The sequence below is a fragment of the Aeribacillus sp. FSL K6-2848 genome (assembly GCF_038004325.1).
Taxonomy (GTDB): Bacteria; Bacillota; Bacilli; order Bacillales; family Aeribacillaceae; genus Aeribacillus; species Aeribacillus composti.
On record NZ_JBBOQQ010000001.1, the window covers coordinates 1,606,285 to 1,620,933 of the forward strand.

The following is a 14,649-nucleotide window of genomic DNA, read 5'->3' on the forward strand; positions in this document are numbered from 1 at the left end:
CCTCTGACTTATGACTTGTTTTTAAAGTTAGAAAGTTTAGGAACTGCGACGCCTTTGAAGTTATTTCTCTAACTACTCTAGATTGTTGTTTCAGCATCTCGGACTGTAGAAAAGACCTATTTCTGAAAAGCTATTAGAAGCCGTTCTATTTATGTGATGTGACTGTCTGTGTGCGTCAGCCCCGGTCTTATAAGCCTTTTACTATTTTTTTTAGCATTGTCGCTCGAAGTTCAATGATTGGCTGTGCGATCGTTTTGACAAAGCGGCTCGACAGCAAGAATGTAACGACAATTGAAACAATGGCGAATACCGTGATGCTTTCTATTTCTGTAAGCCAGCTTTCAAGTTCGCTGTCTCTGAACGATTGAATGATAAATCCGTGCAATAAATAAACGTAAAAAGTTCTTGTGCCCCATTCAGTGAAAAATTGACGCTTTTTCGGTATTAACGAGAAAAATCCGAACGTCGTAATCAAAGTAAGAAAATAAAATCCGAGCCGCACCAGCCCTGAAAAGATATCCGTTTCGCCAAAAGCTGAATAAGGCATGGAACCGAACAGCCACTCATACTCAAAAGGCAAATAGAAATACGTCACAAATGTAAGCAACAGAGCACTTGCCCCTAAAGATCTTGCAGGCAGCTTCGTCATCATGGCAAAATGTTCTTTCTTTAAATAAAAACCTATTAAAAAAATAGGAAAAAAGACTAGTGTACGTGACAAGCTCAAATAGTTGCTGATGAAATCAAAATATCCAGCTGCAATACCGATAAAGAACGAAAGTCCTAAAGCGACCAATTTATTCAATTTAGAAAACGGGATCAGCATGACGTTCCAGAAAAACAAACTTATTAAAAACCAGAGGGACCAGTGCGGATTCAAAGGATCAATTGAATGGAGCAGATTGTCGCCTTTAATCAAAACATAATAAACTGTATAGATGCCATGAAAAATGAAATATGGCAAAATGAGTTTTTTGGCTATTTTTTTAACGTATCCCTGTTTGTTAAACCCTTTGGCAAAAAAGCCGGAAATTAAAATGAACGCAGGCATATGAAACGTGTAAATAAATTTGTATATGTTCATCATAATGTAATTGTCTTCAATCATCGATCGAATAAAATGGCCGAACACGACAAGAAGAATTAATATAAACTTGGCGTTATCAAAGTAGCTGTTCCTCTCATTCATGTTATCACCTTCAAAAAAAGTTTCGATTTAAAATATAAGACAAATTCAACATTTTGTAAACAGTCGTACTGAAAGGTACATCGAATTGACTAAATTGACAGTGCATGAAGGATTCTAACGTAATTTGTAGAAAATGTAAATATATTGAGAGTGTTAAAATGAGAGGTGGGAAGTTTGAAGCAAAACATTGCAGCCATTGAAGAAGATTTGTTGGCAAAGCGTTTAAAAAAAGCGCAACAAGAAAATGAAAAATTAAAAAAATATTACGAAATTTTCGATCGATCAGTAGATGCTATGGTGCTTTTAGATCATCACGGCAAGTTTTTTCAAGTAAATCAGTCAGCATGCCGCCTTTTTGAAATGGAAAAAGAAGTCATACTAGAGAAGTCGATAGATGATTTTGTAGCAGCTCTGCCAGGAAACGAATTTATAAAAAATTTTTCTGATCATGAAAAACAGCAATATGCGGAACTCATGTTAAAACTGGAAAACGGCCGAATCAAATATGTTGAATACAGCATCATTGAGAACATTTACGGCACATACAATCTTGCTATTTTTCGGGATGTTTCTTCGAAAAAAATTCTTGAACAGGAACGATCGATCAATGAACAGCTGTTTCCGGATTTATTTGACCGTGCTGTTGACGGCATTGTCATTTTTGATTACGAAGGATTTATTATAGATGCCAATCAATCATTTTGTACAAGCTTTTGCATTCCGAGTGATGAACTCAAAAACTATAAATTTTCAGATTTTATCGAAGATGAGAAAATGAAAAAATATTTTTATGAAGTATTGTTTGAAAAAGGAAAAATGAAAGGAGAAATGCCTGTCCGATTAAAAGACGGAACGCGAAAAATTTTTGAATTTACGACCACGTCAAACATTTTACACGGATTTTACATGTCGATATTGCGCGATATTACAGAGAAGAGGCTTATGGAACAGCAAATTTTGAAGAGTGAAGAAAGGTTTAGAGAAATTTTTGAAAATGCTCTTGATGCCATCCTTATTTGGGATCATTTTGGAAATATTATACGCGCGAATCAATGGGCTTGCCGCATATTTGAACTCCCCTTTGATGAACTGTTGAAAAGCAATTTAATGCGATTTATCAATGCAAATGATCCAAAGTTTTTGCAGGTGAAAGATGAATATTTAAAATCCGGTGCCATCCGGGAAGAATTAATGTTTTACATGCCGAACGGACAAAAGAAGCAGCTCGAATTCACATCAAAATACAACCCGAAGGAAAAAACCCATATGACCATATTGCGAAATATCAGCGACCGGAAACGAATGGAAAAAGAATTGCGTGAAAGTGAACAAAAATTTCGGAATGTGTTTAACGGAGCGATGGACGGCATCCTTCTGTTTAATGATGATTGGGTGATTGTTGATGCCAATCCTGCTGCAATGCAAATTTTAGGATTAACACAAGACCAAATTGGACGTGATTGCATATTCCGATTTTTTCCCATTCATTTTAAAAGTGATTGGAAAATGGATGGGTTGACGAAAGAATTTGCGATTACGGTGAAAAATAAGCAGGAAAGAATTCTCGAATGTTCATTTAAACGCCACATTATTGAAAATATGAATTTAGTTATATTTCGCGATATCACCGAAAGAAAAGAAATCGAAGAGCGGCTGAGAAAATCGGACACTCTCAATATTGTTGGGGAATTGGCAGCCGGAATAGCCCATGAAATCCGCAATCCAATGACAGCGTTAAAAGGATTTATCCAGCTGCTGCAAGGAAGCATAAAAGAAGATTATTCCATGTATTTCAATGTCATTACTTCTGAGCTGAAGCGAATTGAATCAATCATTGATGAATTTCTTATTTTGGCGAAGCCTCAAGCTGTTCGATTTGAACAAAAAAATATTGTGAAAATCATGAAAGATACGATAGAATTATTAAATGCACAGGCTATTCTAGTAAATGTGCAAATTCATTTAGACTATGGGGAAGTGCCGGATATATTTTGCGAACCCAATCAATTAAAACAAGTTTTTATTAACATATTAAAAAATGCAATCGAAGTGATGCCAAATGGAGGCAATATTTATGTTTCGATCACAAAAGAAGATGATCACCGGGTTCAAATTTCCATTCAAGATGAAGGGCCAGGCATTCCAAAAAATAAACTGAAGCGGCTTGGGGAGCCGTTTTATACAACGAAAGAGCGGGGAACAGGCCTAGGTCTTATGGTAAGCTACAAAATTATTAAAGAGCACAATGGGAAAATTGATGTCAAAAGCAAAGTAGGGTATGGAACGACATTTTATATTTCGCTCCCTATCAATGGTCAAGAAGGTGTGTAGGATGTACTTTTTGCATACAATGAACAGCCCTATTGGAACGATCGGGATTATAGAGGAAAAGAATCGAATTGTCTCTTTGTTGATGGACGAGCAGGAGCTTACAGAGCTTCTGGCATCTTCAAAAGTTGTGGAACATAAAACGGATCTATTGGAAGAGGCAGCGAAACAGCTTAAGGAATATTTTCAAAGGAAACGAAAAATATTTTCCCTTCCCATTTTTCCAAAAGGCACTTCATTTCAGCAAAAAGTATGGAAAGAGTTGATGAACATTCCATACGGTGAAGCTAGAAGCTATCAATATGTTGCAGATGGGATCGGAAATCCGAAAGCTGTTCGGGCAGTTGGACAAGCCAATAAAGCGAATCCTATCCCGATCATAATTCCTTGCCATCGGGTGATTGGCAAAAACGGAGCGCTTGTAGGCTATGCAGGCAATCAAACGGATAAAAAAGCTTTTTTGCTGCAATTAGAGCAATGTAAAAATTGGGCATCATAGAAACTTTCAAAATGAAAAACTCTGCGATGCCTGCGCAGAGTTTTTAAAAAATTTGCTGTTTATATGATGTAAATGCCGTGCAGGTTCTGCATGAGCATTTAAAAAAGCTTGGACGAAATCACTCAACAGCTGTATATGTGTAAAATCTTTCCTCTATAAAAATCATCCCGGTTTGTCTTTTTTATTCTTGTTTAAATTGCAATAGTCTTGTTTTTAAGTCTTTCTCGAGCTGCATTAGTTCTTGCTCAGCCTGCTGCCTTTTTAGACGTCCTTCCTGTTGGATCCTGAGCGTTTCTTCGATTGTTGAAATTAGGTCGTCCTGTGTTTTTTTCAACGTTTCAATATCGACGATGCCTCGTTCATTTTCCCTGGCTGTTTCAATTGTGTTTGCTTTCAGCATTTCTGCATTTTTCAAAAGCAGCTCGTTCGTCGTTTTCGTCACTTGCTTTTGGGCCTCCAGTGCTCCTTTTTGCCGATATAAGGTGAGAGCGATCGCAATTTGGTTTTTCCATAAAGGAATGGACGTCAAAATGGAGGATTGGATTTTTTCCGCTAATGTTTGATTCATATTTTGAATCATCCGGATTTGCGGAGCCGTTTGGATTGTAATTTGCCTAGATAGCTTTAAATCATGGATCCGTTTTTCCAACCGATCAGCAAATTGAAGCATGTCGTTTACTTCTTGAACCGCCATTTGATCTCCAGTTGCTTCCGCTTTTTTTTGCAATTCCGGTATTACTTTTGTATGGAGCTCCTCCAATTTTAATTCACCAGCAGCGATGTAAATGTTTAGCGCGTGAAAGTATTCCTTATTATGCTCATATAAACGATCGAGCAATTGAATATCGGACATCAGCGCTTTTTTTGAATTTTCCAGCCGGACTGTAATGCGTTCAATTTGTGCCCCGATTTTTTGGTATTTGGATAAAATTTCATTGATCGAACTAGATATTTTCTTGAAAAGACGAGAGAAGAAGCTTCGTTTTTCCGGTTTTAATTCTTCCGGGTTTACTTGTTCGAGTTTGCTCATCAGCTCTTTTAAAATATCGCCTATAGGCCCGATATCCTTTTTTTGAACATAGTCCAGCATTTCGTGGGAAAAACTGGAGAGCTTTTGCTGAGCGGAAGCCCCAAATTGGACGATCGAATGCCGGTTTTTGTAATCAATTTGAGCTGCCAGCTGTGCAGCCTTTGCTTTATGCTCCTGTGAGAGCATGTCGATAAATTTTTTCGGCTGTTCTTCTTCGCCGACTGCTAAAGGTGATGCGGGCTTATCTTCTTTTTCTCCAAATGGGTCCTTTAATAGATCATCTAATAGATCCAACTCTTTCTTTTCTTCCAACGTAATCACCTATCTTTCCATTTCGTTGTTTGTTTTTTCGCAACATTTAATTCAAATTGAAGATGTTCGATATCATTCGATAAAACGGTGATTAAATCTTTCTCCAATGATTCGCAAATTTGATTCAACATCTGTTTCGTTTCTTCCAATGATGATTTAACGTTCTGATCGCGGATCGGCTGGGCGGAAAGAAACGTATACTTTTCTGCAAGCTCCACGCAAGAATCTAAATGATAGAAAAAGAATGATTCGCCTTGATAGAAGCGTTTCGGCTCCTTTTCAACGACATGATATATACGTTTGGAAAGCCTGATTGCTTCGACAAGCTGCTGAATCGTTCCGAGCGATCGGGCTCTAAATAAGGTGCGCTGCAGTCGGGCAATTTTTTGTCTTGCTTCCTTTAAATTTTCCTGTACATATTTGTATTCACTGGCTGTCAATCCGTTTTGCTTCAGCCAATTTCTTTTTTGCAGCCATTTGGTGATATAATAGACGATAATACCGCCTGCAACAGCATACAAAGACGATTGAATGAAAGCTTGGTCAAATCCTAAAAACAAGGCAAACCAAAGAACAGACATCGAACAAACAGCAATAAAACTTCTTATGAAAAACAAGAATATCGATTTCATGATCCTACCCCTGTCAGCATTGTTTAATAAATTTACGAACAAACGGAAAGCAAGGTTTCGCTTTTTACTACAATTTTACTACAATTTAGAGAAAAAGTAGAATGATTTGTGAATCGGAATGGAACGAAACGTTTTTTCAAACGTAATAAAGTAAAAAAATAAATAATGGAGGGAAATCCATGATTATTACAACAACCAATTCTTTGCAAGGAAAGGAAATTGAAGAATACTTGGGGATTGTCAGCGGTACAACCATTCTTGGTGCAAACATTGTCCGCGATTTTTTGGCAGGCATTACGGATATTGTCGGCGGCAGAAGCGGCGCATATGAAAGCAAGCTTTCAGAAGGAAGGGAAATAGCTATTGAAGAAATGACAGCGAAAGCTAGAAATCTGGGCGCCAATGTTGTGATTGGAGTGGATCTTGACTTTGAAACATTACGAGATGGGATGATGATGGTTGTAGCAACTGGAACAGCTGTAAAAATCCGATAAAATTGCGCTGTTTTTTAGGCTTGTCATTGTGATGATAGAAATAAGCGCAGCTTTTCTTAATGAAAGGAAAGAAATTTCCGACAATATTTTAAATAGAAAACAAGCATCTTATCATTGCTCAAATATTGTCCTCCGACCTATAAAACGGCAGCGGTTATTGAGGCAATAAGCTTTGGTCTGCTGTCAGCGAGTAAAAAAGAAGTCGAATTTTTTCTTTTAAAAAGTCTTTTGGATAAGCTTTTTATGACTGTATGAATGTTTTGACAATCCTCCTTACATAAATATTAAAGAGGATTGTCAAATACTTGTGTAAAAATATTGTCTAAATTTGCGAATCTATTTACAAAAATAGTAGAATCTGTAATAATAACCGAGTGCGTGTCTTTAGACCGCGAGATTTGGAAGGAGGATATGAGAAATGGCAACGGAAGAAGAGCTGCGCAAAGAAAAGCTGTTCATAGAAATCATAATAAAAAGGCAAAAAATGATTGAAATGGCTCAAATAAACGGGATGAACAGCAAAGAGACGATTGAGCTGAGCCAAGAACTGGACAAGCTTTTAAACAAATACCAGCAAATGGTAAGCAGCGATGAGAAAAATCAATCGATTTTCCACCCTATGAAATGGACATTAACAAATCCTTTTGTTGCAACGGTTGAAAAATAAAGAAAACTCATATTTGACAAGCTTAAAAAAGTTCAGTCAGCACAATCATAAATAAAATTCCGAAAATAAAAGAATATGTCGAAGTCAATTCATGACCATCGCCGTGGCTTTCCGGAATCAATTCTTTATAAATGATAAAAAGCATTGCTCCTGCAGCAAAAGCAAGACCGTAAGAAACTAAAGATTCAACAAATGTTGTTAAATAAAACCCTATTAGAGATGTGACAATCTCGATCGCTCCTGTCAACGTTGCAATGAAAAAGGCTTTGATGCGGGAAATGTTCTGATTGATTAAAAAAAGCGCAACTAATAAGCCTTCTGGTGCATTTTGCAGCCCGATTGCAAGAGCAATTAGATGACCTAAATCTTGTTTCTCTGAGGCATAACTTACTCCGACAGATAGACCCTCCGGGAGATTATGTAAGGTGATCGCCGAGATAATGAGCAATGCTTTTTCGTCAAATTGTATTCCTTCTTTCGTATGCTCCAGTTCAATGTGAGGAATATTTTTCTCTAAAATTGTTAATATAAGCACTCCAAGTATTAATCCGATGCACATTTTCATTATATTTCCGTTTGCTAATGCTTCAGGTATCAACCCCCTCATGGAAGCAGCCATCATAATCCCAGCGCTGAATGCTAATAATAAATCTCTTCCTCTATGTTTAATCGTTTTTTGCAAAAAAAGAATCGGGACAGCCCCTAAACCTGTAGACATTGCTGATAAAAAACTCCCAATATATACGTCGTACATAAAATCGTACCCCTTTTCAGAAAAAATAAATTTTGATAATAATGTTTTATAATAGATTTGTTATTTTATCAATAGAAGGAGATTTTATATGAAAGAAACGCTCTTATTCATTGTAGAACTGATTAATGATTTTCATGACAATATTATCCATTTGGTAGAAATGGCTGGTTTTCAATTAACAGATAAACAGCTGCATTTTTGGATCATCGGCATTTTCGGCATGGTTATCTTTTTCATTACACATGTGGTATTTAAATATATAGCAAAATTCGGCATTTTATGTATATCGTTTATTTATACAATGACCGTACTAGTTGTCATAGTGTTTGCCATTGAGGTTCAACAAAAAATAACGAATAGAGGAAATATGGAATTTGAAGATATTGTGCAAGGTCTATGGGGATTTCTCGCTCTGTTCTTCGCTTTTTTGAGCATTTATATCGTTTATAAAGGTGCAGTAAAAATAATGGGAAAAACACGTTCTCAAAAAGGAAGAAAAGGAAAAAGCGGAAGCCGCATGTCAAGATATCATTCATCGTAAGAAAATGATTGGGTACGACTCAGCATTTTTTAGCCCCGATCCTCTAATCGGTTTTTGATTCAAAAATAGATAAAAGAAGGTAGAAACCGTCGCTTTCATCGGTTTCTACCAATCCTGCATCAAATGCATCATCAAGCATTTTTAGATGCGGCTTACATTAGAACAAGAAGGCTGTTTTTCGCCTAGTTCAGAATCACATCGAGCTTTAGCTTTTATTTGATAGCGGCAGCTTTATCGTCACGGTTGTGCCGACATTCAATTTGCTTTCAATCTCAATGGTGCCGCCATACATATCGACAATGCGTTTGCATATTGCCAGTCCAAGTCCGGTGCCGCTGTCTTTCATCGTAAAAAATGGGTCAAAAATTTTTTCCATCATTTTTTCAGGAATCCCTTTCCCTGTATCGATCACTTTGATAACTGCAAGATTTGCTTCTTTTTTGACAATCAATTCTAATGATCCGTTCATGTCCATTGCTTCTAAAGCATTTTTCGTTAAATTTAACAAAACTTGTTTAATATGATTTTTTGTACAATAAATCCGAATAGGATTATGCCGATCCATATGAACTTGAAAATTTGTTCGATGGAGATTGATTTCCGATTTAATGATCGGCATGACTTCGTCGATAATCTGATTTAAGTCGTACAGTTTGTGTTTATGAGCGGTTGGTTTTCCGAGAACGAGAAATTCGCTCACAATTTCATTGATTCGGTCGATCTCTTTTTCTATGACGGAAAAATAATGCTGATCTTCTTCTGACTGATATTTTTTCTTTAACAGTTGAATAAAACCGCTAATTCCAGTTAAAGGATTTCGGATTTCATGCGCTGTGCTGGCAGCGAGAGTACCGACCAGTTCAAGCTTTTGCGCTTTAATTTTTTCTTCTTCCAATCTTGCTTTACGTTTCAGCAAATAATATTGGATCAACAAAAAAATAATATTAAAAAAAATGTATACAATGGCGGCATAAGTTAAAACAACTTGAGAGATTTCCAACGGCTTGACCGGAGCGACCGACGCTTTCAGCACCCATGGAAGCTGGGTAATATCCGTTTGAACAGATTTTTCGGAAGCGTCCTTTTCTTTTTCGCCTGCACTGAAAAGAAAGTTGTTCTTCGTGTCGCTCACCACGATATATAAATCTGGGCTCAGTACATTCATAATATTTTGTATATAGTTTATGCTTAATGTGGCGTATAAAACGCCATTTACATCTTTTTGCTGATTTACAATCGGGGTGCAGATCGTGATAAGCTTTTTATCGTGAACTTCTGAAATAGAAGTCTTTTTTGTTGCGAGCGCAGATTGAAAACATTTTTCCGAAGAGATGTCATGATGTAATGAAACGGGTTGAGTGCCGATTTTTATTGTTCCGTCTGCATTTGCGATATAAAGGCCGGTAAAGCGGGGTTCTTGTTGTAGGGTTTCTTTTAGAGCTCTTTGAATTTGGTTTGGATTATTTTCTTGATCTATGAATAACGCCATTGTTTCCATTCTCGTTTTTGTTTCCGAGATTAAGCGGTCAATTTGACTTTGATGAATGTCTAGCATATATACGGCTTCTTTTTCATGTTTCAAAAAGAGAATATTTTTTTGTTTTTCCCATATGATAAACGAAATCAGAAAAGTGGGCAGGATTACGATCAAAATGTAAAGCAAAACCTTATGGCGATGTGTTAAGTCCAGCATTTCTTTAAACTCCTTCTTTTTCATCAACCTTTTTATTATAGCATGATCTTTTGAAAGAAGATCGGGTTAAAAAAAGTTTTTTTATTCTGAAATTTTCTATGCAGTGATTGACAATAATGAGAAGTTTCACTATTATAATTCAAGACATTGAAATACTAAAGGAATGATGAAAGTTGGCTAAGGAAAACAGCAGTATTGAAAAATCTCTAAAATTTTTTATCGTTCTTTCACGTGCTTATCGCGCAATGAATGATCAAGTTAGCAAGCACATTCAATCATATGGATTAAACTTAACGGAATTTGCCGTTTTAGAGCTTTTGTATCATAAAGGAGATCAGCCACTTCAACAAATCGGCGGAAAAATTCTTTTAGCTAGCGGCAGCATTACGTATGTTATTGATAAATTAGAGCAAAAAGGGCTGTTAGTTCGAAAAGCATGCCCTAAAGACCGCCGTGTCACATATGCGGCAATAACGGAAAAGGGGAGAAAATGGATTGAAGAAATCTTTCCTTCTCATCAAGAGATGATTGATTCGATCGTGAATATTTTGACAGAAGATGAGAAGGAAACAGCGATTAATCTATTAAAAAAAGTAGGGTACCATGCGAAAGAAAAATGAAAGCGGAACCGGCTTAATTCGGCTCCGCTTTTTTATTGTTTGGAAGAATTAGAATTTCCACCCGTCTGTTTTTTTGTCTTCCTTCTGCTGTATCATTGGAAGCGACGGGTTTGTATTCGCCGTATCCTTTCGCACTGAACTTGCTTGGGTCGAGATTTTTGTTTTCTAAAATAATTTTCATCACATTTACGGCTCTCATAACACTTAAATGCCAGTTTGAATCAAAGTTTGAATTATGAATCGGTACATTGTCTGTATGTCCGCTGATAACCACGTTGCGGGCACTGCCCATGGCGAGCATTTTGGCAATGTCAGTAGCCAAAATTTCATCTTTTTTTCTCACTTTGGCGCTGCCCGAATCAAACAATATATCGTCCCGAATCGTGATTAACAAACCCTCTTCGTTTAGTGATGTTTTAATATTGTTTTTCAAGTTGTTTTCTTCAATGTATTGATTAAACCGATTTTGAACTTCCGCTAATTCCTCTTGATCGCTGTTTCCCGATTCATCATTGTCATGAGGCTCATTTTGCACTTTTCCATTTTGTTTGTTTTCTTCGATGTTTTCCATTTCTTGTTGTGGTAGAGGGCTCGGATATTCTAAAACGCTTATGCCTCCGTCAAAATTGGAATTGAAAGCTCTAGCCAAACGTTCAAATTTTTGGGCATCTATCGAACTGAGAGCAAATAGGACGATAAAGAGCGCAAGCAAAAGGGTTAAAATATCGGCATAGGGAATAAGCCAGCTTTCATCTGTATGATGGTCATTGCGGTTTTTTTTTCTACTACGCATCGGACGCAACACTTCCTTCATCAGAAATCTTTGCCCGTTCTTTTTCAGGAAGATAAAATGCCAACTTTTGCTGGATCGTCCGCGGTGCCTGTCCTTCTAAAATGGAAAGAATGCCTTCGATCATCACCTGGCGGACGAGCACCTCCTGCTGGGATTTCCTTTTCAGCTTGTTCGCAAACGGGTGCCATAAAACATATCCTGTAAAAATTCCGAGCAAAGTAGCAACGAACGCGGCGCTGATCGAATGTCCGAGCTCCTCAATATTTTCCAAATTGGCTAGTGCGGCAATCAAACCTAATACAGCTCCTAATACGCCAAGAGTCGGAGCATACGTGCCGGCCTGAGAAAAAATAGCGGCGCCTGCTTCATGCCGCTCTTCCATTGCATTGATTTCTTCTGTCATAACATCTCGGATGAACTCGGCAGACTGACCGTCCACAGCCATGCTTAAACCGGTCTTTAAAAATGGGTCATCTATTTCCTGAAGCTTAGCTTCCAGTGCCAACAATCCTTCTTTCCTTGCGATTTGCGCCCATTCAGAGAAAAGGACAATCAACTCTTGAATCGTATAAGTTTGTGTGTCTTTAAATAAGACGCGGAATAATTTCGGTACTCTTTTAATTTCATTTGTCGGAAAGGCAATAACGACCGCAGCAATCGTTCCGATGATAATAATGACGATAGCTGCCGGATTGATTAAGACGGAAAGACTGACACCTTTTAAAACCATGCCGACAATAATTGCCATAATTCCTAAAAAAATGCCGATAATTGATGTTTTGTCCATGTTCATCAAATCCTTCTTCTTTCTATATTCAATTATTATATCGACAAAGAAAGACGAAAATTTTATATTTGATAAAAAAAATAAACGACACATTCATCGGAATCGATTTTTGCGATGCTGTTCCCCAAAAAAAACTGCCCTAATGGACTGTTAGGGCAGCTGTTATGAACGAATAACGATTTCTTCATTTTCCACGTCGGCGATTAAATGATTGTGCACTTCACCGTCTAACAGGATGTCTGCAATTTTGTCTTCAATATGTTCTTGAATGACGCGGCGAAGCGGACGAGCGCCGAAGGATGGATGATAGCCGATTTCTACCAATTTTTCTTTTGCTTTTTCTGTTACGTCCAATGAAATGTTTTGTTCTTTCAACGTGTTCCGAACTTCTTCAAGCATCAAATCAACTATTTTCAAATAATCTTCTTTATCAAGCGGTTTAAATTCAATAATGGCATCGAAACGGTTTAAAAATTCAGGCTTAAAGAATGAACCGAGAGATTCAAGGATGCTTGATTCTTTTTCCACCGTGCTGTTAAAACCGACGTGAACTTGTTTTGCACCTGCTCCAGCGTTAGAGGTCATAATAATGACCGTATCTTTGAAGCTGACGGTGCGGCCTTGGCTGTCTGTCAAGCGTCCGTCTTCTAATATTTGCAAGAAAATGTGCTGTACATCTGGATGAGCTTTTTCAATTTCATCCAGCAGGATAATGCAGTAAGGATTGCGACGAACCTTTTCCGTTAATTGTCCTGCTTCTTCATGTCCGACATAGCCTGGAGGCGAGCCGATTAATTTTGAAACAGAATGTTTTTCCATATATTCACTCATATCCAAGCGAATCATGGCATCTTTTGAACCGAACAGCTCCAAAGCTAATGTTTTCGACAATTCCGTTTTTCCAACGCCAGTCGGGCCGACGAACAGGAAGGATCCGATCGGTCGGTTTTTTGCTTTCAATCCAGCGCGGCTGCGGCGAATGGCTTTTGCCACTTTCCGGACAGCATCCTCTTGGCCGATAATTTTTTTCGCCAAGTTTTCTTCTAAATGTTTCATTTTTGCTTGCTCATCCTCTTGCAGCTTGCCGACTGGTATGCCGGTTTTTTCTTCGATGATTTTTTGAATGTCTTCTACTTGAACGATTGCTTGCTGTTTGTCCTTTCCTTGTTCAAGCTGCTTTTCAAGGGCAGCTTCTTCGTCGCGAAGCTTAGCTGCAAGTTCGTATCGTTCTTCTTTTAGCGCTTTTTCTTTTTCATGGGCAATTTGTTTAAGCCGCTCGTGGATGTCTGCTTCATTAGCCGGCTCGGCTTTTAAGTTTAATCTTGAACCAGCTTCATCCATTAAATCGATGGCTTTGTCAGGCAAAAAGCGGTCTTGAATATATCGATGAGATAGTGTGACGCAAGCTTTAATCGCATCTTCTGAATATTTGACTTGATGGTATTGTTCATATTTTTCTTGAATTCCTTTTAAAATGCTGATCGCTTCTTCAATGGAAGGTTCTTTCACAATAACCGGCTGGAAGCGTCGTTCAAGGGCTGCATCTTTTTCGATTTGCCGGTATTCTTTTAGAGTTGTTGCTCCGACAACTTGAAGCTCACCGCGGGCGAGCGCTGGCTTTAATATGTTGCCGGCATCCATAGAACCTTCCGCAGAACCAGCGCCGACTAAAAGATGAATTTCATCGATAAACAGGATAATGTTTTTCCGGGCCTGCAATTCTTGAATTAGCTGCTTCATCCGCTGTTCAAATTGTCCGCGAATTCCCGTGTTGGCGACAAGTGATGAAACATCCAGCAAATAAACTTCTTTATTTTTTAATTTTTGCGGAACGTCTCCTTGAGAAATTTTTAAGGCTAGTCCTTCCACAATAGCTGTTTTCCCTACGCCTGGTTCTCCGATTAAAACCGGGTTATTTTTATTGCGTCGATTTAAAATTTCAATCACTCGTCTTACCTCATCATCGCGGCCGATGACAGGATCAATCAACCCAGCTTTTGCAGCATCCGTTAAATTTCGGCCGAATTGATCGAGGAAGCCGTTCTGTTTTCCGCCCCCTGATTTCGGTTGTGCTTGAACAGCTTGGTCAAAGCTCTCAAAAGAGTTTGGCATAAATGATTGAAATAATTCATCGAAACCGCTAAATCCGTAAAAACCACTTGGGATTTTTTGTTTATATTGTTGATAGCATTCTTGACAGAGACGCATTTCTTGTTTGTTGTGATTGATTTGTACATTTAATAAAACATTGGCTTTTCTTGCTTGGCAATTTTCACACAACATATAACATTCCTCCTTTTTGACTTTGAT

At 37.9% G+C, this 14,649-nt stretch carries 14 protein-coding genes; 6 read left to right on the forward strand and 8 right to left on the reverse strand.

What is annotated here, in order from left to right; all coding sequences use genetic code 11:
• Positions 1–187: 187 nt before the first annotated feature.
• Positions 188–1,189, reverse strand: a complete 1,002-nt coding sequence (locus tag NSS70_RS07905) for an acyltransferase family protein (protein WP_066247926.1) — start codon at positions 1,187–1,189, stop codon at positions 188–190.
• Positions 1,190–1,363: 174 nt separating this feature from the next.
• Here NSS70_RS07905 and NSS70_RS07910 point away from each other — a divergent pair, with 174 nt between their 5' ends.
• Together NSS70_RS07910 and NSS70_RS07915 are read left to right on the forward strand one after the other, a co-directional pair.
• Positions 1,364–3,520, forward strand: a complete 2,157-nt coding sequence (locus NSS70_RS07910; RefSeq protein WP_339199578.1) for a PAS domain S-box protein — start codon at positions 1,364–1,366, stop codon at positions 3,518–3,520.
• Between the two features lies 1 nt (position 3,521).
• Positions 3,522–4,016: a methylated-DNA--[protein]-cysteine S-methyltransferase gene (locus NSS70_RS07915; protein ID WP_063389369.1), complete on the forward strand. Its 495-nt coding sequence runs from the start codon at positions 3,522–3,524 to the stop codon at positions 4,014–4,016.
• 181 nt (positions 4,017–4,197) lie between these two features.
• Here NSS70_RS07915 and NSS70_RS07920 read toward each other — a convergent pair whose 3' ends face one another.
• Positions 4,198–5,358 carry a toxic anion resistance protein gene (locus NSS70_RS07920; protein WP_339199581.1) on the reverse strand — a complete coding sequence of 387 codons (1,161 nt, stop codon included), beginning with the start codon at positions 5,356–5,358 and terminating at the stop codon, positions 4,198–4,200.
• A gap of 5 nt (positions 5,359–5,363) precedes the next feature.
• Positions 5,364–5,990, reverse strand: coding sequence for a 5-bromo-4-chloroindolyl phosphate hydrolysis family protein (locus tag NSS70_RS07925; RefSeq protein ID WP_063389368.1), 627 nt, complete (start codon positions 5,988–5,990; stop codon positions 5,364–5,366).
• A 179-nt stretch (positions 5,991–6,169) separates the two neighbouring features.
• Here NSS70_RS07925 and NSS70_RS07930 point away from each other — a divergent pair, with 179 nt between their 5' ends.
• Positions 6,170–6,484, forward strand: coding sequence for a YbjQ family protein (locus tag NSS70_RS07930; protein WP_340881232.1), 315 nt, complete (start codon positions 6,170–6,172; stop codon positions 6,482–6,484).
• Between the two features lie 418 nt (positions 6,485–6,902).
• Complete coding sequence (locus tag NSS70_RS07935) at positions 6,903–7,151, forward strand: aspartyl-phosphate phosphatase Spo0E family protein (protein ID WP_066247934.1); 249 nt, start codon at positions 6,903–6,905, stop codon at positions 7,149–7,151.
• 22 nt (positions 7,152–7,173) lie between these two features.
• Here the strand turns inward: NSS70_RS07935 and NSS70_RS07940 are convergent, their stop codons facing one another.
• Entirely contained in the window at positions 7,174–7,905 is a 732-nt protein-coding gene (locus NSS70_RS07940; RefSeq protein ID WP_063389365.1) for a ZIP family metal transporter, read from the reverse strand.
• Between the two features lie 88 nt (positions 7,906–7,993).
• Here NSS70_RS07940 and NSS70_RS07945 point away from each other — a divergent pair, with 88 nt between their 5' ends.
• Positions 7,994–8,446, forward strand: coding sequence for a hypothetical protein (locus tag NSS70_RS07945; protein ID WP_340881234.1), 453 nt, complete (start codon positions 7,994–7,996; stop codon positions 8,444–8,446).
• 205 nt (positions 8,447–8,651) lie between these two features.
• Here NSS70_RS07945 and NSS70_RS07950 read toward each other — a convergent pair whose 3' ends face one another.
• A complete protein-coding gene (locus tag NSS70_RS07950) occupies positions 8,652–10,139 on the reverse strand; it encodes an ATP-binding protein (protein ID WP_340881236.1) in 1,488 nt (495 codons plus the stop codon).
• Between the two features lie 173 nt (positions 10,140–10,312).
• Between NSS70_RS07950 and NSS70_RS07955 the strand changes: the two genes are divergently transcribed.
• Entirely contained in the window at positions 10,313–10,759 is a 447-nt protein-coding gene (locus NSS70_RS07955; RefSeq protein WP_063389362.1) for a MarR family winged helix-turn-helix transcriptional regulator, read from the forward strand.
• 13 nt (positions 10,760–10,772) lie between these two features.
• Here the strand turns inward: NSS70_RS07955 and motB are convergent, their stop codons facing one another.
• The 3 genes from motB to NSS70_RS07970 all read right to left on the reverse strand — a co-directional run bounded on the left by motB (position 10,773) and on the right by NSS70_RS07970 (position 14,622).
• On the reverse strand, positions 10,773–11,552 hold the full coding sequence (gene motB, locus NSS70_RS07960) for a flagellar motor protein MotB (RefSeq protein WP_063389361.1): 780 nt from the start codon (positions 11,550–11,552) through the stop codon (positions 10,773–10,775).
• Positions 11,545–12,339 carry a flagellar motor stator protein MotA gene (gene motA / locus NSS70_RS07965; protein ID WP_063389457.1) on the reverse strand — a complete coding sequence of 265 codons (795 nt, stop codon included), beginning with the start codon at positions 12,337–12,339 and terminating at the stop codon, positions 11,545–11,547. Before motA ends, motB begins: the two co-directional genes overlap by 8 nt.
• A gap of 162 nt (positions 12,340–12,501) precedes the next feature.
• Positions 12,502–14,622 (reverse strand): ATP-dependent Clp protease ATP-binding subunit, encoded by a 2,121-nt coding sequence (locus NSS70_RS07970; RefSeq protein ID WP_063389360.1) that lies wholly within the window; start codon positions 14,620–14,622, stop codon positions 12,502–12,504.
• Positions 14,623–14,649 lie beyond the last annotated feature (27 nt).